General features: G+C 54.9%; 21 protein-coding genes. 12 read left to right on the plus strand and 9 right to left on the minus strand.

What is annotated here, in order from left to right:
- The 4 genes from VK738_08000 to VK738_08015 all read right to left on the minus strand — a co-directional run.
- The coding region (locus tag VK738_08000) for a CD225/dispanin family protein (GenBank protein HTD22581.1) at positions 1 to 350 on the minus strand (350 nt) is incomplete at its 3' end.
- Between the two features lie 101 nt (positions 351 to 451).
- Entirely contained in the window at positions 452 to 916 is a 465-nt protein-coding gene (locus VK738_08005; GenBank protein ID HTD22582.1) for a CD225/dispanin family protein, read from the minus strand.
- A 225-nt stretch (positions 917 to 1,141) separates the two neighbouring features.
- Entirely contained in the window at positions 1,142 to 2,116 is a 975-nt protein-coding gene (locus VK738_08010) for a hypothetical protein (protein HTD22583.1), read from the minus strand.
- Positions 2,117 to 2,341: 225 nt separating this feature from the next.
- On the minus strand, positions 2,342 to 2,734 hold the full coding sequence (locus tag VK738_08015; protein ID HTD22584.1) for a DUF4870 domain-containing protein: 393 nt from the start codon (positions 2,732 to 2,734) through the stop codon (positions 2,342 to 2,344).
- 388 nt (positions 2,735 to 3,122) lie between these two features.
- On the opposite strand from VK738_08015, the gene VK738_08020 reads away from it, so the two are divergent.
- Complete coding sequence (locus VK738_08020) at positions 3,123 to 5,708, plus strand: penicillin acylase family protein (protein ID HTD22585.1); 2,586 nt, start codon at positions 3,123 to 3,125, stop codon at positions 5,706 to 5,708.
- 78 nt (positions 5,709 to 5,786) lie between these two features.
- On the opposite strand, the gene VK738_08025 is transcribed toward VK738_08020, so the two are convergent.
- Positions 5,787 to 7,043 carry a hypothetical protein gene (locus VK738_08025; protein HTD22586.1) on the minus strand — a complete coding sequence of 419 codons (1,257 nt, stop codon included), beginning with the start codon at positions 7,041 to 7,043 and terminating at the stop codon, positions 5,787 to 5,789.
- Between the two features lie 146 nt (positions 7,044 to 7,189).
- Here VK738_08025 and VK738_08030 point away from each other — a divergent pair, with 146 nt between their 5' ends.
- From VK738_08030 to bshB1, 5 genes are all read left to right on the plus strand, one after another.
- Positions 7,190 to 9,079, plus strand: a complete 1,890-nt coding sequence (locus VK738_08030; GenBank protein ID HTD22587.1) for a bifunctional homocysteine S-methyltransferase/methylenetetrahydrofolate reductase — start codon at positions 7,190 to 7,192, stop codon at positions 9,077 to 9,079.
- 281 nt (positions 9,080 to 9,360) lie between these two features.
- On the plus strand, positions 9,361 to 9,600 hold the full coding sequence (locus VK738_08035; GenBank protein ID HTD22588.1) for an exodeoxyribonuclease VII small subunit: 240 nt from the start codon (positions 9,361 to 9,363) through the stop codon (positions 9,598 to 9,600).
- A gap of 107 nt (positions 9,601 to 9,707) precedes the next feature.
- Entirely contained in the window at positions 9,708 to 10,079 is a 372-nt protein-coding gene (locus tag VK738_08040; GenBank protein ID HTD22589.1) for a hypothetical protein, read from the plus strand.
- A gap of 124 nt (positions 10,080 to 10,203) precedes the next feature.
- The gene (locus tag VK738_08045; GenBank protein HTD22590.1) at positions 10,204 to 11,097 is read left to right on the plus strand and encodes a farnesyl diphosphate synthase; all 894 of its coding nucleotides are present in this window, start codon (positions 10,204 to 10,206) and stop codon (positions 11,095 to 11,097) included.
- Positions 11,094 to 11,810 (plus strand): bacillithiol biosynthesis deacetylase BshB1, encoded by a 717-nt coding sequence (gene bshB1, locus VK738_08050; GenBank protein ID HTD22591.1) that lies wholly within the window; start codon positions 11,094 to 11,096, stop codon positions 11,808 to 11,810. The genes VK738_08045 and bshB1 overlap by 4 nt, the downstream gene beginning before the upstream one ends.
- A 148-nt stretch (positions 11,811 to 11,958) precedes the next feature.
- Here bshB1 and VK738_08055 read toward each other — a convergent pair whose 3' ends face one another.
- Positions 11,959 to 12,954, minus strand: coding sequence for a CsgG/HfaB family protein (locus VK738_08055; GenBank protein HTD22592.1), 996 nt, complete (start codon positions 12,952 to 12,954; stop codon positions 11,959 to 11,961).
- A gap of 278 nt (positions 12,955 to 13,232) precedes the next feature.
- On the opposite strand from VK738_08055, the gene VK738_08060 reads away from it, so the two are divergent.
- The 3 genes from VK738_08060 (at position 13,233) to VK738_08070 (ending at position 16,061) form a co-directional block, all read left to right on the plus strand.
- Positions 13,233 to 14,921 (plus strand): serine/threonine-protein kinase, encoded by a 1,689-nt coding sequence (locus VK738_08060; protein HTD22593.1) that lies wholly within the window; start codon positions 13,233 to 13,235, stop codon positions 14,919 to 14,921.
- Positions 14,922 to 15,096: 175 nt separating this feature from the next.
- On the plus strand, positions 15,097 to 15,468 hold the full coding sequence (locus VK738_08065) for a PadR family transcriptional regulator (GenBank protein ID HTD22594.1): 372 nt from the start codon (positions 15,097 to 15,099) through the stop codon (positions 15,466 to 15,468).
- Between the two features lie 2 nt (positions 15,469 to 15,470).
- Positions 15,471 to 16,061 (plus strand): hypothetical protein, encoded by a 591-nt coding sequence (locus VK738_08070; protein HTD22595.1) that lies wholly within the window; start codon positions 15,471 to 15,473, stop codon positions 16,059 to 16,061.
- A 10-nt stretch (positions 16,062 to 16,071) separates the two neighbouring features.
- Here VK738_08070 and VK738_08075 read toward each other — a convergent pair whose 3' ends face one another.
- The 3 genes from VK738_08075 to VK738_08085 all read right to left on the minus strand — a co-directional run bounded on the left by VK738_08075 (position 16,072) and on the right by VK738_08085 (position 18,093).
- Positions 16,072 to 16,707 (minus strand): O-methyltransferase, encoded by a 636-nt coding sequence (locus tag VK738_08075; GenBank protein ID HTD22596.1) that lies wholly within the window; start codon positions 16,705 to 16,707, stop codon positions 16,072 to 16,074.
- A gap of 18 nt (positions 16,708 to 16,725) precedes the next feature.
- A complete protein-coding gene (locus tag VK738_08080) occupies positions 16,726 to 17,433 on the minus strand; it encodes a metal-dependent hydrolase (GenBank protein HTD22597.1) in 708 nt (235 codons plus the stop codon).
- Between the two features lie 102 nt (positions 17,434 to 17,535).
- Positions 17,536 to 18,093 (minus strand): DUF6714 family protein, encoded by a 558-nt coding sequence (locus VK738_08085; protein HTD22598.1) that lies wholly within the window; start codon positions 18,091 to 18,093, stop codon positions 17,536 to 17,538.
- A 341-nt stretch (positions 18,094 to 18,434) separates the two neighbouring features.
- Here VK738_08085 and VK738_08090 point away from each other — a divergent pair, with 341 nt between their 5' ends.
- From VK738_08090 to VK738_08100, 3 genes are all read left to right on the plus strand, one after another.
- Positions 18,435 to 20,690 carry a nitrite/sulfite reductase gene (locus VK738_08090; protein ID HTD22599.1) on the plus strand — a complete coding sequence of 752 codons (2,256 nt, stop codon included), beginning with the start codon at positions 18,435 to 18,437 and terminating at the stop codon, positions 20,688 to 20,690.
- Positions 20,691 to 20,743: 53 nt separating this feature from the next.
- Positions 20,744 to 21,319 carry a hypothetical protein gene (locus VK738_08095; GenBank protein ID HTD22600.1) on the plus strand — a complete coding sequence of 192 codons (576 nt, stop codon included), beginning with the start codon at positions 20,744 to 20,746 and terminating at the stop codon, positions 21,317 to 21,319.
- A 314-nt stretch (positions 21,320 to 21,633) separates the two neighbouring features.
- On the plus strand, positions 21,634 to 22,557 hold the full coding sequence (locus VK738_08100; GenBank protein HTD22601.1) for an S-adenosyl-l-methionine hydroxide adenosyltransferase family protein: 924 nt from the start codon (positions 21,634 to 21,636) through the stop codon (positions 22,555 to 22,557).
- Positions 22,558 to 22,611 lie beyond the last annotated feature (54 nt).

Here is a 22,611-nt window from a genome sequence, read left to right on the forward strand (position 1 = left end):
AACCAGCAAGCCGCACGTATCCAATTAAATAATTTGGCATTTTTAGAGGATGCTTGCGCCCCCGCCAGATCGTTCTTCCCCAGTTTGCTGTTGACCTGAACAGAAAAGATCAATGCGATGACGGCCAAAGCCAAGGGAATAAAACCAATGCCGCAAGTGAGACCACAACACATCAGAGAAACAACCGTCTGAATGATGGAAAACACGAGATAGTTAGGAACACTGGCAATGGTTGGAGGCGGAACGCCGGGCGTAGCGGGCACATCCGGTACACCAGTGGGCGGAGTTGGCGGCGGCCCCGGCGGCAGAGGAGCGGAGGAGAGCTGGGGAATGGCTTGGTTGCATTGCATACACACAGTTGCCGTGTCTGCATTATTGGCACCACAATTGGGACAGAACATAAGTGCTCCTCCTTACTACTTTTCGCGGGAGACAGGCCAGATGGCAATCATCAGTGTTGTTGAAATACGTTTGCCGCCGCCCCCACCATGATCAATATGATATAGACAATACTCAGTACAACCCCGGCCATGACGATTCCAAAAGCAATCCAGCAGAAAAGCTTGGCATTTTTAGAAGCCGAAAGCGCACCGGCGATATCATTGGCCGCGATCTTGCCGTTGACCTGGGTGGAATAGACCAGGGCAATAATGGAGAAAGGCAAAGAAAAAAGACTGCAGCAGAGGACGGAAGCCACCGTCATGATGATGGATTGCGTCAGGTAGTTAGGAATCTGAGCCAGAGACTGCGGAGGAGCCACTACGCCCGGCTGCCCCAGCGCAGGTATAGCGGCCGGTGAAGGCTGCAGCGGTTGTGGCGGCTGCGGACTCGAGGAAAACTGGGGAATGGCCTGGTTGCACTGCACGCACATGGTCGCTGTGTCTGCATTGTTGGCACCGCAATTAGGACAAAACATGTGTGCTCCTCCTCACAGAGCTGGCGGAATCTTTTTACAGCATGAAAATGCTACAGCAATGCACCTAATACGACTGGAAAAACGGGTGTTTATCTATACCATGGATTGGGGCGGAAGCAAAAGCTAAAAGCTTGAACACAGTTGGCAGTAAGAATTAAACCGCAGAGGACGCGGAGGTACGCAGAGGCCTGGGGGAAGTCAGAAGTACGATTTACGATTTGTGACTTACGACTTCTCTGCGCGGTAGCTGGTGCGTAGTTCTTCCACGATCTCGCGGGCGGCTTTGCGCGCTTGCTCGAACTTATTGGGTTCGAAAGAGATTGCGCCGACGCGGGCATGGCCGCCTCCGCCGTAGCGTTCGCATATCTCGGCGAGATTCACCATGTTTTCCGCATGCGCCCAGGGATTAGAGCCTACGGCAACCTTAGTGCGGAAGCTGCTCTTGCTCAGTCCGACGCTGTAGGTGCAGTCGGGGTGCAAATAGTAGGGGATGAACTTGTTGTAGCCTTCCAGGTCCTGATCGGTGATGTCGAAGAAGATAGTGCCATCTTTGCACTCGGAGCGCTGCCGGACGATCTCAATGGACTTCTGGTGGCGCTCCAGCAAGGGAGGAATGCGCTCGGCGACGAAAGGCTCGGCAATGACCTGGGCCAAGGGCCGTTCGGTCAACAACGGAATCAACCGGCTGGCGAACTGATGGTCCTGGTTGGATTCGATCACCATGGTGAGCTTCATGGCGGGCTCGCGCATTTCGACGGCAACGTTGACGCTTTCAAATTGCGCTCCGTCAATGATATCGGCCCACTCCACCAACTCTTTTACCGGCTCAACCTTGAATCCAAAGTGCTTTTCGGCGATGACGGCAATCAGCTTGGTGCAGGACTTGTAGTCGGGATCGTAAAACTTGCGGCTGCTGGGCTGCTGCTCGAAGTGGGCGGCATCCTCAGGGGTAAGAAAAGCGCTCTGATGATGGTCAAACCACCAGGTGATCCTGGGCGAGGTGGAATACTTGAAATCCACGATGGCGTTCTCGTCGCCATCAAACTTGGACTCGTCAAATAACGAACCGGCACGGTGCACCAGGCCGGAAAAGACAAACTCGGCGCCGTCGCGCACGCGTTCGCGGTAAAAACGGGCAAACAAGGCCGCCGAGGCAGCGCCGTCAAAGCAACGATCGTGATAAAAGACCCGGACTCTCAATTGGACCACCTGAAAAGGTAAAAGCTAATAGGAATCTCATTCCGGGGGATGGATGTCAAGTGTAAAGTCAAAAGCTTAAACCGCAAAGGGCACAAAGGAACACAAAGGAAATACTCACAAGTCAGGATGGCATACCACAACCCGCAAGACCTTTGGCGGTATTCTCGGGATAGAAAAGTAAAAGCGGGAGCAGCAGTGGGCTCCCGCTTTTGAACGATTGAGGTGCTAGACGCTGTTAGCCTGCTTCTCGGCCATCTCGCCGATGTAAGGCAGCTTCCACTTCTCGCCCTTGTTGGCCTTGATGAGCAGCATGACCCAGACGATCAAACTGCCGATGCCAAGGCCGGCTGCGAGCAATAAATGGAGGATCCATCCAAGGATCGGGATAATATCCAGAACAAACCCCAAAATCATCAGAACGATCCATAGCACGGTGAGTGCTATTGCAAAGAAGATGTTTTGAAAGGCGTGGAAGCGCACAAACTTGTTTTTGTTGTAAGGCTCCATCACCAGGAAGATAATCGCCGGGATGATTGTTATATAGGCAAGCATGCCAGCGGTGTTATCCGCCAAACCGCCGGAAGCGGGGGTGGAAGCCGGACTAGGTGCAGTACTCACAGAATTACCTCCTACAGGGTTAATTTTTACTGCGCAGGGCACGCTATGGAAACTTCCCATAGCGGCACAAACATCGCGGCCAATTGCCTGCCCCGTAATTCGACGTATTGGTTTCAATACGCCCTGCGGAAAAACCGCCGCAGGATTGCACTAGAGTCTTGGGCGAACAGTACCAAAAAAACAGGTATAAAGCAAAAAAAAATTGCATTCAAGGCAGATAGTGTAAAGAGTATCTACAGCGTTACAACAAAATCGTCCCCGGTTGTCAGTACCAAGTCGCAATTTTTACCGCGGAGGCGCGAAGAACAACGGTAAAACATTCACTTCATGCCTGCGATGTCAACCATAGTGACGAGTGGATGCAGGGATGAGACAATGTGGCAAGACCATGTCTGCTACCACGGTCACTCCTGCCAGCCTCAAGCCTCGAAAGCGTCGTGCCTTAAAGATTTTTCTATGGGTGTTGGGAGCCTTGGCCCTGATCTGTGTGGCTCTTGCCGCAGCCGTTTATTTCATTGCTCGATCGTCGTTGCCGCAGGTGGATGGCACGATCACGGTGAGTGGACTCGCGGCGCCGGTGGAGGTGATCCGCGACGCACAAGGGGTGCCACACATCCGGGCGCAGAATCTTCCCGACTTACTGTTTGCGCAGGGTTACGTCATCGCCCAAGACCGGCTCTGGCAGTTGGACATCACGCGCCGCTATGCGGCCGGGGACACGTCCGAGATTTTCGGGTCCGACCTGATCGAGCACGACCGGCAGCAGCGCATTCTTGGGTTACGTCAAGTGGCCCAGCACAGCGCCAGCCGCATGGAGAGCCGCGAAAAAACTCTTTTCGAAGCTTACGCGCGCGGAGTCAATGCCTACATTGAGAGCCATCGCGACAGGCTTCCGCTGGAATTCCGCTTGCTGGGGTACGAACCGAAGCCGTGGACGGTGGAAGATAGTTTTCTGATCGGCGCGCAGATGGCGCAGAACCTCAGCCACGACCAGTTTGAAACCAAGCTGCTGCGCGAAAAACTGACCGCGATTCTGGGGCCACAAAAGGCGGCAGATTTGTATCCGAATTCGTCGTGGCGGGACCGGCCGCCTGCGGAAGCCGCCAAGAAAGAGGCAGAACCGGTAAAGAAAAATCCTGATGATGAAGATGATTCGAGTTCGGAAACAAATATTGCTGGAGTTGGGCAAGAACATTTATTTTGGCGCTCCGCTGACGCTCCGCGCTTGCCTTCGGCAGAGCGGAAGCGGATTTTAGCCAACTTTTTCGGCACGGCTGAAGCCGTGCCCCTCCGAAAGATTCAATGGTCCCCTGCCCTACCTCACCAAGATTCTTCAGGGAATGGAGACGTAGCAAGCTACGTCTCTACGCGCGATCCTTTTGGCGAAGATGACGCGCTGGTTCCTGGTTCCAATAACTGGGTGGTTTCGGGGGCGCATACTATCAGCGGCAAACCGCTGCTTTCGAATGACATGCATTTGCACCACCAGGTTCCCAGTGTGTGGTATGAAGCGCAGCTTACCGCGGGCGAATTCGATGTGGCCGGAGTCACGCTGCCTGGATTTCCATTCGTCGTTGTAGGACACAACCAGCGGATTGCATGGGGATTCACTAACCTTGGTCCGGATGTTGAAGATATCTTTATTGAGAATTTCAACGCGCAGGGTGAATATCAAACGCCCGCCGGGTGGAAGCAGCCGGAGCATCGGCGCGAAGTTATCCATGTGAAAGGCCAGGGGGACATTTCTCTCGACGTGGTTTCCACGCGGCATGGACCGGTTGTGACCGAGTTGATGCCGGGAGAGAGGCGGAAGATCGCGTTGCGATGGACGCTGCATGATTTGAATCTGGATATTCCCTTCGATGATCTGAACCAGGCAAAGAATTGGGATGAGTTTCGCCATGCAGTGGGCCGGCTTAAGATCCCTGGGCAGAATGTCGTCTATGCCGATGTGGATGGGAACATTGGTTATCAGAGCACGGGCGCGATTCCCCTGCGCCGGTCGGGCAACGGAGCACTGCCGGTTTCGGGAGCCGATGACGCGCACGAGTGGACGGGCTACATCCCTTACGACCAGATGCCGAGTGTTTATGATCCGCCCTCGGGCATTTTGGCGACGGCGAATGGACGCATAACGCCGGACCGATATCCGTATTCGATCAGCACGGACTGGGGCTCACCTTACCGCACGCAACGCATTTACAGCGTGCTGGAGTCGGGAAACAAATTTTCCCCGTCCGACATGCTCGCCCTGCAAACCGATATTGATTCGGAGTTCGACAAATTTTGCGCCGAGCACTTTGTGGCGGCGATTGACCACTCCAAAACAGCTTCGAGCCGCGCACGGGAGGCGGCGGAGATCATGCGCTCGTGGGATGGACGCATGACTGCAGATTCGGCTGCGGCCACGATCACGCTCAAAAGTGAAAGCAAACTGAAAACATTATTGCTGGGATCTCATGTCGAGGACTACAGTTGGTACGAATCCTCAGTCGCATGGGAGAACCTGCTGACGAAGCGTCCGAAGTACTGGCTGCCCGCCGGTTTTGGCAATTATGATCAACTGCTAACTGCAGCGGTGGAGCAAGCCATCACAGAAACAGACGCTCCCCGTAGATTGGCATCATGGGAGAAGGGGTGGGCGTATCCGTTGGAATTTCAGCATCCGATTTTTGGCAAGATTCCGCTGCTGCGCTGGTTCTCGGGACCCGGGCGGGTGAAACAATCAGGGGACGGCTGGACGGTGAAGCAGGTCGGGAGGGCGTTTGGTCCTTCGGAGCGGCTGACCGTGGATTTTGCAGACCTTGACCGGTCAACCTTGAATATTGTCACCGGCGAATCAGGCCAGATCTTCAGCCCACATTATATGGACCAGTGGAAAGCGTGGTATGAAGGACAAACATTTACCCTTCCCTTCTCGCAGGCAGCGGTGGAGAAGGCGGGGGCGCATCGGCTGAGGTTGGAGGGGAAATAAAGTTTCAAGTTTCGAGTTTCAGGTTTCGAGCAAGCGAGACGTAGCAAGCTACGTCTCTACGGCCGGCAGGAATTTACGTCAGAAAACTTCTTTTACGTCTACGTCTTTGCCCGCGATCGTAATCTGAGTTGTCTGCAAAGTATTGGTTGTAGTGTCGTAAATCCGCAGTGCGCCACCCTCGCAGACGTAAACCACGTTGCGACCTGGGATGGGTTCGAGGGCTGTTATGTCTCCAGGCAAAGTGGTGCCGAATCCGCTTCCGTAAGGCCCATGGATCACGACCGTATTAGCGGCAGTGTCGTAAATGGCAAGACATCCCTGGGTAGTATTCGAGCAGGCGCGGGCTCCAACGAAGAGTTTGCCGTTGCTGCCCAAGGCGATGCGATCGTGGACGCCATCAGGAATGGATACACTGGATCCGATCTGGGTCATTGAGCTGACATTGACGGCACTCAACTGCCCGCTGCCCAATGTGGTTCCCGCTACATACAAGGTGGTTCCATTTAGCAATCCGATGCGAGCGGCAGGAAGGGCAGGTGTGGTAGCTGTAATGGCCTGCAAACTGACTGAAACGGCGGACACACTGGCGGTGGTCCCACCGCATTCAGCGCCGCAATTGAGAACGTAGGCCGTTGAATCGTCGCTGGTGAAGACAGCAAAAACGGGGTTATCAAAACCTGGAACCGCTGTTGCCCCGGATGCCGTGCTGGCTGTATTGATAAAGAAAACCTTGGTGTTATTCGGGGTACTACTGACAATGGGGGTGGAATCGTCAGAGAAAACCAGCAGCGTGCTGCCATTATGGCTCAGCACCACACGGCGCGCCCCGGCGACGGCGACAAATGTGGAGCCCGCGCTGAGGTTGTTCAAATCAAAAATTTCAACAGCACCTGCCCGAGCTGCGCCAGTCGGAATGGTGTTCCTTTCCGCAATAAAGAGAAAACGATTATCGTTGGAGATGACAAAACTCTCTGTAGGGTTACTCAGGTTAACGGAGGCGCTTACAGTTTCAGTACTGTTGTTAATCACACCCAGAGTATTGCTGCTGCTGCCGTAGACGATGGTTTCTTTCTTGTCCTGGGTTTCCAGCATCAGCGTGGGAGAGAATCCAGCGCTAATGGTAAAGGCCGCCCCAGTGGTGGTATTGGTGGGGAGGGAGTCTTTGGCGGCATCAACAATCTCAATCACGTTTGTCGCCTGATTGGAAACAAAAGCGCGCTTGGCGATCTTGGATGTTGGTCCTGTGGTGGTGCTGCTGCTGCTTGAACTTCCACTTCCGCAACTGATTGAAAAAAGAACCCCAACAACGGACAGAAAAAGAACTATTCGTCTCACATGGACTCCAGAATGATGATTACAAAGGAATTTGCCGAACGTTGGGATTATAACTAAAAAGACAGTTTCGAGTTTCGGGTTTGCTTATTTACCGCGGAGGCGCGGAGACGCAGAGAAAAAACCGGTTATACGATATTCTTAACAATATGCCTTCAGATTTCTTAAAACGGTTGGCGGCCGGGCCCATCCTGTGTGATGGGGCCATGGGGACGCTGCTGTATGCCAAAGGGGTCTTCATCAATCGCTGTTATGACGAATTGAATCTCTCGCAACCGGAGCTGATTCGCGGAATTCATCAGGAATATCTTCAGGCCGGGGCCGACGTGATTGAGACCAATACGTTTGGAGCCAATGCGTTCAAGCTGGCGCGCCACGGCTTTGCGGACAAAGTCCACGAGATCAACCTGGCGGGAGCAACGCTGGCGCGGCAGATTGTCACTAAAAAAGAAACTGACCAAACATTTTTTGTTGCTGGTTCGGTGGGCCCGTTAGGGGTCCGCATTGAACCGTTGGGGAGAACTTCACTGCAAGAGGCGCGCGCGGCCTTCCGCGATCAAATTGCCGCGCTGGTGGAAGGCGGAGTGGACGCGATTTTTCTTGAGACCTTCACTTCATTGGAGGAAATCCATCAGGCGATTCTGGCGGCACGCGAGATCAACGCCGATATTCCCGTGGTTGCCATGGTCACGATTGACGAAGACAGCAATTGCCTGGACGGATCGAGCCCGGAAACTTTTGGCGCCAAGCTGACCGAATGGGGCGCTGACGTGATTGGCTGCAACTGTAGCGTCGGTCCAGTAGTCATGCTGGATGTGATTGAGCGCGTGCGCCGCATCAGTCCGCTGCCGCTGATTGCGCAACCGAATGCCGGTCCGCCACAATCCATCGAAGGCCGCAACATGTACCTGTGCTCCCCGGAATACATGGCCAGCAATGCCCGCAAGCTGGTGGCGGCAGGCGCGCAGGTCGTGGGAGGATGTTGTGGCACGACGCCGGAGCATATACGGTCAATGAAGTCGGCGCTGCGGGTGGGCTCGGCCAAAGGCAGCGGCTTCCAGGTAGTCACCGAGGCGGCCAAGCAGACCGAAGTTGCGGTCCCAGCACTCGAGCAGCGTTCACGCCTGGGCGCAAAAATTGCCAATGGCGAATTTGTGACCATGGTGGAAATTGTTCCGCCAAAAGGAATTGACGGCAGCAAAGAGATCGAAGGGGCGCGTTATCTTAAGTCGCTGGGAATTGATGTTATCAATATTCCCGACAGTCCGCGGGCTTCGGCGCGTATGAGCAATCAGGCGCTCTCGATCCTGATCCAGCAGCAGGTGGGGGTGGAGACTATCCTGCATTACACGTGCCGCGACCGCAATGTACTCAGCATCCAATCGGACCTGCTGGGCGCGGCGGCCGTGGGACTCAAAAATATTCTGTGCGTCACGGGAGACCCGCCGAAGCTGGGGAATTATCCGGATGCGACCGCGGTGTTTGACGTGGATTCTATCGGGCTGGTCAATATCGTCCACAACCTGAACCGAGGGTTGGATATCGGCGGCAATCCGATTGGCAACAAGACAGGAACCGGGTTCGTGGTCGGAGTGGGAGCCAACCCGGGTGTGCTGAACCTTGACGAAGAGATCAGGCGCTTTGAATACAAAGTCGAAGCCGGAGCGGAGCTGGCAATCACACAGCCGGTCTTTGACGTCAGCCTGCTGGAGATATTCCTGCGGCGCATCGAACACTGCCGCATTCCGATTATTGCCGGGATCTGGCCGCTGGTCAGCTTGCGCAATGCCGAATTCATGAAAAACGAGCTCAACGTTTCTGTGCCGGATTCCATTATGAAAAGAATGGCTTCGACCAGCAACGCCGACGCTGCCCGCGCCGAAGGCGTTGCCATTGCGCGCGAAATGCTGCTGGCTGTGCATAGTGAGGTGCAAGGCGTGCAACTCAGCGCACCGCAGTCGCGCTACAGCTCAGCGGTCGAGGTACTGCGGGCGCTGGGAGACGACGATGCACAAGCTAATGTGCAGGTTGGGGACTAGAAAACAGTTTTCGAGTTTCAAAGAACAGATCCCTCGACTGCGCTCGGGATTTCGCCTCGTGGCTCAGACGCCGCGAAAACGGCTCAAGTTTCTAGTTTCGAGTCTTGCAGGCAGATCCTGCAACCACAGGTTGAGAGTGCCTATAAAGCTGCGTAGGAAGCACAGCTTATGGTGCAACTTAATCATTGAGCCAATATGAAGTAAAAGGCCCGAACGTTTAAAAACTTTCGTGGTTGGGAAGTTCGGTTTTGGGCATACAATAAGCCCATTGGAGTTTTGGTTTGCCTAAGTTTGAAGAGTGCCTGGCCCGGCTGGAAAAAATAGTACACGAACTGGAAAAAGGTGAGCTCCCGCTGGAAAAAGCCCTAGCGCTATTCGAGGAAGGTGTACAACTCTCGAACGCGTGCCGTAAAGAGCTGGATGAGGCCGAAGGCAAGATTGAAATTCTGATGAAGCAGAACGGGAAATTGCAGCCGGAACCGTTCGAGAACCGCCCGGCTGAAGCAGTCTCGAAGACTTAACATATTCAACGTTCCCATAGTGTTTGAGTTTTTCGGTTGCCGCCGCATCCGGAAAACAAAGTTTTTCACCCGCCGTGAAAACGGCCTAGCCTTCCAAGGTGAAATGTATGAAGCCTCTCAATCTTGTTGTTGCGCAAACTGATCCCCGGAATGCTGAGGTTCTGGCAGGAAATCTGCAGAGCCATTTCAAGGGGGTTTCTCTGGCCCACGACTTGCAGGAAGTGCGGCAAGCGATTTTGCAGAACCGCGCAGATGTAGCTGTGATTGATCTGGAGATGGCGCCCCTATTCGAAGTGGATAAACTGCGGCAGGAGTTCAGCAAAGTGGAAATCGTGTGCACACACCGCCTCGCGGATGATCGCATGTGGTCGGCCGCCCTGGGAGTAGGGGCGGTGGATTGCTGCCATCCGTCAGATGTGCGCGGAATCGTGCTGGCCGCCAATCGCACCCAGATCATGGCGCGTACGACCGCAGCCTGAGGATGTCAGTTCAAACCGGCCATCGAGGCCTATCCATGGCCGTAAATTTGAATTATTGTGCTTAAAAAGCCTGGCTGAACGCCGGGCTTTTTGCTTCCCTCTTGTTATACTCAATGTTTTCCCCATGCCATCTGCCTCGATCCAAGAAACCTTAGAAGCAGGACGCCATATCGTAGATGCGGCCCTGGATCGCCTGATCCCATCGGCTGACCAGCAGCCTGAATCCATTCACAAAGCCATGCGGCACAGTGTATTTGCCGGCGGAAAACGCCTGCGGCCAATCCTGTGCATGGAAGCAGCACGCATGATTGCAGGCTCGCTTCCAGCGGGAGTTGAAGAGTTGGGCTCGGCGCTGGAGATGCTGCATACGTATTCTCTGATCCATGATGATCTGCCCGCGCTGGATAACGATGACTTGCGACGCGGGCATCCGACGTGCCATGTGGTCTATGGTGAAGCCACCGCCATCCTCGCGGGAGATGCGCTGCAGACCTTCGCGTATGAGGTGCTGGCAAAGCTGCGCTGCCCGGCGGAGGCCAAAGTCCGCATCATCGAAGAGATAGCCCACGCGACCGGAACAGTAGAAGGCATGATCGGCGGCCAGGTCATGGACCTTGAGGCCGAGCGGAAGACTCCGGACGGGAAAACACTGGAATTTATTCACCGCTACAAAACCGGCGCCTTGATTACGGCGAGCCTGGTGACAGGCGGGCTGTATGCAGGCTGCGGTCACGCGGAGCTGCAACGGCTGCGCGATTTCGGGCGCTCGGCCGGACTGGCGTTTCAGATTATCGACGACGTGCTCGACGTTACACAGTCTTCGGCGCAGTTGGGTAAAACTGCCGGCAAAGACCAAGCGGTAGAAAAAGCTACTTACCCTGCCCTGTTCGGCGTGGAAGCCTCGATCAAACAGGCGGACATGCTCGTAGCCTCTGGTTGTTCGGCGCTCGATTCTTTCGGCGGGCGCGCTGACACGCTGAAAAACCTTGCCTACTTCCTGGTGGAAAGAAAAAAGTGAGCGAGCCGCTGGACATCCTGGCCATTGCCGCGCATCGCGACGATGTAGAACAAACCTGCGGCGGTACGCTGCTGAAGATGGCCGAGGCCGGACATCGCACCGGCATCCTTGATCTCACGCAAGGCGAGATGGGAACACGCGGCACAGCGGAAGACCGCGCACGTGAAGCTGCGGCGGCCGCAAAGATCCTTAAAGCCAGTTGGCGGTCGGCGCTCGATATCCCTGATGCGCGGGTGGAGAATACCTGGGAGAACCGGCTGAAAGTTGCGCGCGTGATCCGCGAGCAGAGGCCGAGAGTGGTGATTCTTCCCTACTGGCAAGGACGGCATCCCGATCACTACACGGCTTCCACGCTGGGCTATGAGGCCTGCTTCCTGGCAGGCTTGAGAAAATTGGATTTGCCGGGCGAGGCGCATCGTCCTTTTAAAATTATTTATGCGACGTTGTATTACGATGTGCGTCCGACATTTGTCGTAGACATTACTGAACAGTTCGAGCAGCGGCTGGATTCTCTCTACGTCTACGAGTCACAATTCACCGATCAGGAGGCCGGCAGCAAAGACTTCCCTGCCCGCGCCGAAATCCGCGGACGGGTGGAAGCCATGGCCAGATTCTATGGAATGCTGGCCGGGGTGAAGTATGCCGAGCCGTTCTTGCAGAAAGAAGTCGGATTGGTAGAGGACCTGACGCTGATTCCGGTGAAGTCTATATAGCAGTTGCCAACAAAAATTAAATCGCTGAGGAACGCAGAGGTGTTAACGTCTTTGCGTGGATTTTTCGTGGCAAAGTAAAGGCTCCCGCTTACGAAAGTGGGAGCCTTTTCATTTGTTCGATATCAATGCGTCAATCAGTGATTTGCGTTTATTGCGTCACAGTCTTTACAGCGTCGCCAACTCTAAATCCCGTACCAGAAACTGGGGTGCATACAGAAGAGATATCATCCACATCTGTAACACGAACAACGCCAATGGTTGAGGAGAGGCGGCGAATCACCTTACCGGTTGCCGGATCTTTGATTTCCCTGCTGACTCGCTCAACGTTGAGCTGGTCGCCGACCTTCAGGCCGGCTTTTGCGCCTACATTGAGAACAATCTGTCCGCCATCGACCGCAGCCACAAGGCCCGAGACAGTGATGGTACGCGCCTCAAGTTTTCCGGAATCGGCAATGAGCTCGGTACTGGTTTGCTGAACGGCCAATTTTACAGCTTCGCCGATGATGGTATTTTGAAAATCGCTGCTGCCGAAATCAACGTTGCCGGCGCCGAAGCCGTGCCAATTGCCTCCGCCGCCGAGCAGCGAAGTGCTCTCGCGCGAAGATTCGCCCTTGCCCTCGGCCACGCCCAAAATCTCAGCGGTATCAATGTTGACGATGCGCGCGTCAATGCCCACGATGGCTTTGCTCTTCTTGTGGCCAAAACCGCCGATGCCAAAGCCGCCAAATCCCCCGCCGGCGCCGCCAACATTCGTGTTCTTGGTTTCGTTTCCAAACTGGGTGATGCTGCCGACGATGATCGCGTCCACACCAAGAAGCTTGCCAATTTGCGCGGCCGAAGTTGGATTGGCCCGGTCGCTATTGGAAAAATTCTGTTCGGCCAGGATTTTATCCATGGCCTTGCGCTCAATCACGGAATAGGTGCCGTCTTTCACCAGATACTTGACGAGGAGATCAGAGATGCCCTTGCCTACGTCGACATCCGAACCAAAAATCGCCCCCACGTCGCTATGGACGGTGCCATAATCAAAATCAAATACGGCCACGCGCTTCTTGCGCGCAGTGGCAGGACCGGCAGTTTGTGCCGCCGCAACAACGGTAAGCAACATCCACACAAAAAATGCGCGCAACAATGTTCTGTTCATCGGTATTCTCCTGGAAGTGTTGAGAGGAAAGAGAATCTTACCACCACGGTTGCCAGTGTCAAGAGGTGGGTGGCCGGTTCTGCGAAACACGCCCCCTGGATATCCCCGTGGAAATCCAAACGGCTGAATAGGCTCGTACTTACTAAACTTGACCCAAAATCAGGCCGGGAGCATAATCTCGGGTATTCCTCGGTTTTCAAGATAAGCGGTTTCGAGTGCACTCTGCCTCGGAGGCGGGTCTCCATTCGGGACTTTAATTTGTTCTTAAGGAGTCTGAGATGAGCGATCCAGTCACCAAACGGCTCGGGGACTACGAAATTCTAAGCACATTGGGCAGCGGCGGCATGGGCCGCGTCTACAAAGTCCGAAACGTTATCACCGATCGTGTGGAAGCGATGAAAGTGCTTTTGCCCGATCTGCAGGGGCACGAAGATGTAGCCGCCCGCTTTCTGCGTGAAATTAAAGTGCTGGCAGCCCTCAAGCATCCCAACATCGCGGCGCTTCTGACTGCGCTCACCATCGAGAATCAGTTGGTCATGATTATGGAGTACGTGGAGGGCCAATCTCTTTCGTCCCGGTTGAACCAGGGAGCGATCCCGGCCGGGGAGGCGCTGAAATACGTTGACCAGGTGCTGGACGCGCTCAGTTATGCGCATAAGCAGCACGTCATCCACCGCGACATCAAGCCCGCCAACATGATGCTGACACCCGAGGGCACCGTGAAATTGATGGACTTCGGTATCGCGCGCTCCGGCACCGAACCCAGGAAACTTACGGCAACCGGGTCGACCTTGGGCTCGCTGAGCTACATGTCTCCTGAACAGGTAAAGGGCGAAGCCGCCGATGAACGTTCCGATTTGTACTCGCTTGGCATATCACTCTACGAGATGGTCACGGGCGAAAAGCCCTTTCATGGCGATAGCGATTTCTCCATCATGGCCGCGCAGATTAACCAGCCGCCGACGCCACCGGTGAATTTGCAGCCTGGACTTCCCAAATTGGTGAATGACATCATTCTCCAGTCGATCGCCAAGGCCCCGGAGCAGCGCTTCCAGTCCGCGGACGCATTTCGCCAGGCTGTGAAGCAAGCTGGGCGCGACATGCAGAACGAAGTGACGTTAGTGCGGGGCTCGCAGGAGATTCCTGCGAACGCCGTGGCTCCACTGTCCAACCATGATGCGATAACAGCAGTGCGGGGCTCGCAAGAGATTTTTCTGAGCGGCACGAAGGCTACACCGGCGGCCGCTCGTACGGCGCCAGCCGTGACCGCCAGGCAGCAGACCCCGGAACCGCCCGCGGCCCAGCCGATGCCCACTCCTCCACCGCAACCCACTGGCACTGGTCATCGCGGCTTATACATGGCATTGGGAGCATTGGTGGTGGTCATTGTTCTGGTTGCGGCCGGCTTGTATGTACCGAGGTGGAAGAAGGCTTCCGCTGCCAACGCGCAGGACTCTGGAACTCAGCAGGTATCCACGACGACAAGCTCACCGCCAACTACAAGTTCACAGCCGCAGCAGCCGGCTGCTTCTGACAATCATGCGACAGAGCCCAACCCTGGCGAGGTCAACAGCAATGGCAATGGCGAGGTCGTTGGCGCGCAGAGCGCTGGCTCGCAGAGAAAGAAGCCATTCGCCGGTAACGCTAGCCTCGCGCCCAGCAATGGCGGAGCCGCCAGCTCCCAGCCACCGCCGGATACGGCGGAATTAGACGCCATCGAGCACGAAATTGATCAGCTCTCGAGCCGCGCTGCTGCCGTGGATAGCAGCCTCGATAATCTGCAGCGTCAGCAGCAAGCCGCGGGCTATGGACTGCGCGGCGACATCGCTTCCAAACAGGCCAGCATGAAAATGAATCTAGCGAAGGCCCAGGATGCGATCAACCATAACGACGCAGAGCGCGCAAAGAGATACGCAAAAATGACTGACGCTGACGTCGAAGCGCTCGAGAAGTTTTTAGGGCGATAACTGTTAGGAATTAAACCGCAGAGGACGCTGAGGCATTAATGTCTTTGCATGGATTGTCCCACAGGCCGCGCCTCACCAAGTCTTAACCACTTCTAGATATTGATTCTCCTTTCGTAAAACTTAGGAATGCTTGACAAAGACATTCCATGGCATTATACATAGCAATACAAGGTATATGGTCTTGCTTAGGAATACCAAAGCCGAGCCCGACGAGAAGTGGGAGGCACAGCTTCGCAAAGGCTGCCTGGAGCTGGCTATTCTGGCTAGCTTGTGGGAGAAGCGGCTCTACGGCCTGGAAATCCTGCGCGTGCTGGAAGAAGACTCAAAGCTGGTACTGGCTGAAGGCACGGTGTATCCCATTTTGGGGCGCCTTAAGGAAGAAGGGTTGCTGCAGTCAGAGTGGGTCGAGGCTGACGCAGGTCATCCGCGTAAATACTATTGGTTAACCGCAGCCGGTCGCCAGAAGGCAGCCACGATGGCGCAGTTTTGGAATGGCTTTGCAGCCAACTTAACTCGCCTGCTGAAGCCAGTCCTGAATGGAAGGTGAACATGATGAGCACAACGATTTCGAATCCGATGATTGAAAACTATTTTTCTGAACTGGAAAAGAAAATGCCGGGTTGCTCCAAAGCCGAACGGGAAGAATTCATACGTGAGATCCGCGCCCACGTGCTTGACCGGCTGCTGCAGACGGCTGCTCCCACAGAAGAGGAATACCGGGCAGTTCTGGCAGCCGTGGGCACGCCCGAAGAAATTGCCCGGCAGTATCGCCTGGAGCTGATGCTGAACCGTGCCGCCAAGAGCAGGTCGCCGCTGCTTCTGCTGCGCAGCACGTTACGCTGGGCGGTTACAGGGGTGCAGGGCTTTGCAGTTTTCCTGGTTGCCTGCGTCGGTTACATGCTGGCGCTGGGATTGTATGTGCTGGCCGTCCTTAAGCCGATTTTTCCACACAACGTTGGAATGTTTGTTGGTCCGCGGGGGATGAATATTGCTTATATGTCACATCCTCGTGGCCAGGAAGTTTTGGGCCCTTACTTTACCCTGGTGATGATGTTCGCCGGACTTTTTCTGATGCAAGGTACTACCCTGCTCCTCAGGTTTTTGATCAACCGTTTTGGGAAATTGAAGCAAAAAATATGATTGTGAAATCCTACTTGCGCTGGGCGATGGCTACGCCGTCGCGCATGGGAACGATGGTGGTGAAAAAATCGGGCGAGGCGTACAGGAGCCGGTTGAATTCCTGGATCGCCCTGGTGGAATCGTCTTTCGCGTTTGGGTCAGCGACGTATCCACTCCATAGCACATTGTCGGTGATCAGCAACCCGCCTTTGCGAAGGCGTTCGGTGGCCAGAGGCAGCACGCGCGGATAATCTTCTTTATCCACGTCGTTGAAGATAATGTCGTAGGAACCCGGCTTCTCCTCCGAAAGAATTTCCAGCGCGTCGCCGAGGCGGACATCAATGCGGGCGGCTACGCCCGCGCGCTCGAAGTAACGGCGGGCTTCATCGGCGTTTTTCTGACTGCTATCGGTGTACACCACCCTGCCGTTCGGGCCCACGGCGCGCGCCCACCAGATGGTGGAGTATCCAATGGCCGATCCGAGTTCAAAGACGGTTTGCGCTTTGGCGATCTGCGCGAGTTGATACAAAAAACTTGCCACCATGGGGCCGATAATGGGGATATCGCGTTGTTTGGCCTGGGCCTCCATTTCGCGCAGGACTTCGTCGCGCTGGGGCAAGATCGCATAGAGATAGTTTTCGACGGATTCGGCGGTGATGGGGTTCATGTGTGGGCCATTTCAAGATCAGCCGAGGGTTTCGCCGGGCTTCAGTTCGATGATCTCGATGCCGAGATCGGAGGCCAGGTGCTTGAATTCAGCAGGCGTCCCGGTCAGCATGGGGAACGTACCGTGATGAATGGGAATCACCGCCTTGGGCCGCAGCAGGCGGCAGGCATAGGTGGCCTCGCGCGGTCCCATGGTGAAGTGGTCCCCAATCGGCAGCAAGGCAAGATCGGGTTTGTAGAGATCGTGAATGATCTGCATATCACTGAAGACGGCGGTGTCGCCCGCGTGATAGATCTTCAGCCCATTGTCGAACTCGAGAACATAGCCGCAGGGGTCTCCGGCGTAGATGGTCTGCCCTTCATCCTCGACGCCGCTAGAGTGTAAGGCGTGCACCATGGTGATACGGACACCGGCCACGGTCTGGGAGCCACCCTTGTTCATGGGCTGCAACTTCTCGACACCCTTTCTCCCAAACCAGGCACAAAGCTCAAAGATCCCAATCACCACGGGCTTGTGCTTCTTGGCGATTTCCACCACGTCACCCATGTGATCGGAGTGGCCATGCGTCACCATAATCAGGTCCACCGCCTTAATGTCTTTTTCTTTTTCCGGACAGGCAGGGTTGTGTTTACACCAGGGATCAATGAGGATGATGCTCCCGCTGGTGGTTTCAATACGAACACAGGAGTGTCCCAGCCAGGTGACTTTGAGACCTTGAAGATCCATAGAGTTCCTTTAAGACCCCTGATTGTAAATGAATTAACCACAAAATGAGTTAACCACAAGGAGACAGAGGACACCTGAAGAGAATTATGAGGGAGAACAGCACTAGGACGCCCGGTCGCGCCAATAATTTCTGAGAGCCTCATCAATATGCTGACGCTCAAAGTCATCCTCGTCTCTTTTTAAGGTGAGATAGGCGACAATCGCTGCTGCCTGCTCCTGGTTAAATATGGCGAACCTGTGACGAACGTGCTCAAACCACGTCCGCTCGCCGTATCTCCGTGGGTTGATTCGCTCGCCTCGCGACGTCTCATCCAGCCCATGCGTCAAGTGGAAGATAGGATTACTTCGCTCCAACTGACCGCGAATGTCGGCAATCAGGTAAGCAGGCAGATAGAAACGGAACGCCTCGTCTGAGAAAAAACTCAGGGCTGAAGCAAAGCCGGCAGGCGCCTGATCCAGGAACGCCGGGGCCAGGACTCGCCAGTCGGCTTTGCCCTTAAACTCCTGCTCCAATAAGTGTGGCTCGTCACCCTCATTACCGCCCTTGAGACACCAATCCCCTGGATACTCCACTGCGGCGAACGCTAAGGCTATCTGTGCGGCTATTGCTTCCTTGTCGTGCATATGACAATCGGTGATCGAGCGGTCTGGATCGGCCATCAACGGCCGAATCTATAATAACGAGAAACGTCCTAAACGAACTCCCACGATTCCGTGGGGCTTGCATTTGGCCCCGGTTGCCTTCATACTGGATATCTACCATGAGTGCTTGCGCCCATACAGTGTGTATGTGTTGTTGCTGCCCTTGTTGTGTCTTCTGGGGTAATGGGCTCAAGCGGTCAGTCAAGTCATAAATCCAATAAAAGCTTAAGCCTAAACGAACCAGAAGCACATGGTTAGGGTGCTTTTTTGTCTCCAAGTAAGACATTTCCAGGCAAGACAGGAATTGAGCAACAACAGGAATTGAGCAAGGAAAATTCAGGCAAGACAGGAATGAAGTCATGAAGGCCTCAAATTCAGTTTGGAAAGAACAGCTCGCGGGAAAAATACCGGAAACTCTGGCCCGCGAGATTGACGTGTTCGAAACCGAGATCATCCTGAGAAAACAGGGCAAGCTGGATGAACGTCTTTTCGCCGAAACCCGGCTGCGCAGGGGCGCTTATGGGCAGCGTTACGACAACGGCCAGAGACACGACGGGCAGAAGGTGCAGAAGATCGCCTATTCCTCCGGCGAATTGACCAAAGGCCCGATGACAATGTGGGACGCGCCCGGCATGCAGCGCATCAAGATTCCCGGTGGCGGGCTCAACGCCGAGCAGCTTGAGGTGATGGGCGAATTGGCGGAAGAATATTCTGACGGCATTGCCCACGTCACGACCCGGCAGGACTTTCAACTTCACTACATCCAGATTGACGACACGCCCAGCCTGATGCGGCGGCTGGCCGCGGCGAACATCACTACCCGCGAGGCCTGCGGCAACAGCGTTCGCAACCTTACGGCTTGTCCTTATGCCGGGGTTTGCCCCGATGAAGTTTTCGATGTAACGCCTTATACGCATGCCTTGGCGAAATTTCTGTTGGGACATCCTGACTGCCAGAACTTTGGCCGGAAGTTTAAGCCGGCATTCAGCGGTTGCGCGCAACATGCTTGCGGAGTGACGAGTCTGCACGACCTGGGACTCATTGCTACGAAGCGGATTGAAAACGGAGTAGAAAAGCGCGGCTTTGAACTCTACGTGGGCGGCGGACTAGGCACAGTTCCCTACCAGGCAAAGCTGTTTGATTCCTTCGTTCCGCCGGAAGAATTACTGCCGCTGGCGCAATCCATCGCACGAGTCTTTGCCAGGCTGGGCGAGAAGAAGAACCGCAACCGGGCGCGCATCAAGTTTCTGGTCCACGATTTGGGTATCGAGAAATTTAAGGAGTTGGTGCTGGAAGAGCGTAAGACCCTGACTCCCGACCCCAGATGGACCGAATTTATAAAGGATGCCGAGCAATTTACAGAAGCGCCGCTGCGGCCAGCGGGTACGTGGCCCATTCCGAATTCAGAGGCCTTCGGGCGCTGGCTCAAAACCAATACGCGTCTGCAGAAACAAGCGGGGTACGTTACGGTGACGGTCGCGCTTCCATTGGGCGACATTACGGCCAACCAGCTACGGTCTTTGGCAGACATCGTTCGGCGCTTCACCAAAGAAACCGTGCGCACGACGGTGGAACAGAACTTCGTGATTCGCTGGGTCAGCCAGGGCGATTTGCAAGAGCTCTACAACGCGCTGCATGCCGTGGGTTTGGCTGAGCCGGGAGCTGGAACGATTCTGGATATCGTCTCCTGCCCGGGTACGGATACCTGCAAGCTGGGAATTTCTTCTTCGCGCGGTCTGGCGGGCGAGTTGCGCAAAAGACTGGCGGAGAAGAGTTTTGAATTGGATGAGGCAGTTCAGAACCTGCATATCAAAGTCAGCGGCTGCTTCAACAGTTGCGGACAGCATCATGTGGCCGACATAGGTTTTTACGGCGTCAGCCGCAAGATTTCTGGATACGCTGTGCCGCACTTCCAGGTCGTTCTGGGCGGCGAGTGGGAGCACAACGCCGGCTCTTACGGATTGCCGGTGGTGCCGGTGCCTTCCAAGAATATTCCCGAAGTGGTCACGCGGTTGACGGAGCGCTACGTGGCTGGACGGAACAGCGGAGAAAGCTTCAAGGATTTCGTTAAGCGGATCGGTAAGGCGGAGTTGAAGAATCTGCTGGACGATCTCACAAAGCCTCCGGCGGGAGATCGCTCTTACTTCAGCGATTGGGGAGATCCGCGCGAATACAGTTTGGGAGATATGGGCGTAGGCGAGTGCGCGGGAGAGGTGGTTTCGGCGGTCGAGTTCGATCTGGCTGCTGCCGAACGCGAGGTGTTCGAGGCCCAACTCGCCCTCGAGAAGGGACTCGCAGACGAGGCGGGAAAAACCGCCTATCAAGCTATGCTACGTGCGGCGAAAGGGCTGGTAAAGATCAATCATCCCAATGTGACGGACGATCCGGACCAGATCATTTCTGAATTTCGCACGCGGTTTTACGATACGCAGCTATTCTTTGATCCGTTTGCAGGTGGGAAGTTTGCAAACTACCTGTTTGATGCCCACCTGAAAGCGAGTCAAACCTATACTTTAGAGTCAGGCCGCTATCTAATTGATGAGGCACAGCTTTTTGTTGATGCGGCGCACAGTTGTAATAACCGGTTGGGGACGCCGGTGGCGGTGGCGAAGTGATGGCCCTGCCGTCCGGAACAACCGAATCCATATTAATTAAGGAACCGCGATACATGGAACTGCAGCACGTTAATGTGAAACTCCTGGTGAAAGATCCGGAGAGGGTTGACCTCGATCCGCTGGTGCCGGTGTTTCATAACTGGATCCAGGGACAGGTTTTCGAAGGGCAATTAGTGGATGTGGCCGATTACCGCCATGTCCCTGCCGGGCCGGGAGTGATACTGATTGGACTGGATGGCGACTACAGCGTGGACAACACCGACAGCCGGTTGGGGGTCCGCTACAACCGCAAGGCCGTGCTCGATGGCAGCAATCAGGACCGGTTGAAGCAGGCAACGCGTGCTGCGCTCAGCGCATTGCAGCGTTTAGAAGAAGAAACGAGCCTGGGAGGACAACTGCACTTTAACGGTCAGGACGTTGAAATCTTCGTCAACGACCGCCTGATGGCGCCGAATCGCACGGAGACCCGCGAAGCGTTTAAATCGGATTTCGAGAGCTTCTCCGATAAGTTATTCGGCCCTGGGAAATATTCTCTCGCGTACAGCGACGATCCTCGCAGGCTGTTCACGGTGTCATTGAAAGCGTTGCAGTCTATCCCGGTGGAGCAGTTGTTGGCAAATTTGAGCTAGTCATCGTCCTTCCCTCTGTCATGTTGAGCGGAGCGCCACGATTCCATTGGCAGTTGCATAATCTCAAGCGCGGAGTCGAAACACCCCGAGAATGTTTCGGTATACATGTCGCATCAGGGAATTTTCTCGAAGATGCTGCGGGCGAACAGTTAGGCTTCCGCTTCCCACTCCATTCAAGATTTCGTGCAACCAGGCCGTAGAGTGGGTCCATCTCGCGAAGCAACAAATTTTCTCCAGGCGCTCCGCTCAACATGACAAGTTAAGAAAACCCTGTTCTGCCCTCGTAGTTTAAAATTCAAGTCTTGCGGAGAACCATGCTGTCATCCAAAAATGGCGTCGCTGCGTCAGCAATACTGGTAACTGTGCTTCTGCTCTCTTTCCCTAAGATCCAAGCGCAGGAACCTACCTCGCAACCCAACAAAGCGGAGCACACGCTGGTGTTCATGACCGACTTCGGCTTGCTTGATGATTCAGTCGCAATCTGCAAGGCGGTGATGCTGCGTGTTGACCCGACGCTCAGGATCATGGACATTACGCACGACGTTACACCCTATTCGATTGTTGATGGAGCCCGCTATCTTTCGGGGACCTCGCCTTACTACGGGCCGGGGACCGTATTCGTTGCGGTTATAGACCCTGGGGTTGGCAGCAGCCGCAAGGCGATTGTGGCCAAGTCGAAGCTCGGCCAGTACTTTGTAGTGCCGGATAACGGCCTGCTCACGCTGATCGAAGACAGGGATGGCATTGCCGAAGCGCGGGAGATCACAAACCCGGAATGGATGATTGGAGGCAAACTTTCTTCCACGTTTCATGGGCGCGATATCTTTTCTCCTGTGGGCGCTCATCTTGCGCGAGGCGATGATTGGACGCAAGTCGGTCCGATTGTGCCGAAGTTAGTACGCCTCAACCTGGTGCAGGCAACCATAGAGGCTGGCGGATTGAGCGGCGAAGTGATTGCCATTGACGGTCCGTATGGAAATCTGATCACCAACATTGAAGCTGACCGGTTTGCAAAACTGGGTTACAAGATCGGCGATCAGGTGAGGTTTACAATCGCGGAGCAGCCCTACACCATGCCGTTTGTGCGGACCTTCAGCGATGTCCCGAAAGACAAACCTCTGTTGTACATTGATTCACGCGGGCACCTTGCCATCGCGATCAATCAGGGCAATGCGCAAGCGCTGTTGCATGTAACCACGCCGAGCCCGTTGTTGATTGAAAAAAAGAAAGAACGATGAAAGCAGTCCTTAGGTGTCAGTCCTCGGTCCTCAGTCTTTCAGTTAAACTTGCAT

This window comes from Terriglobales bacterium (genome assembly GCA_035487355.1).
GTDB lineage: Bacteria > Acidobacteriota > Terriglobia > Terriglobales > Acidobacteriaceae > QIAW01.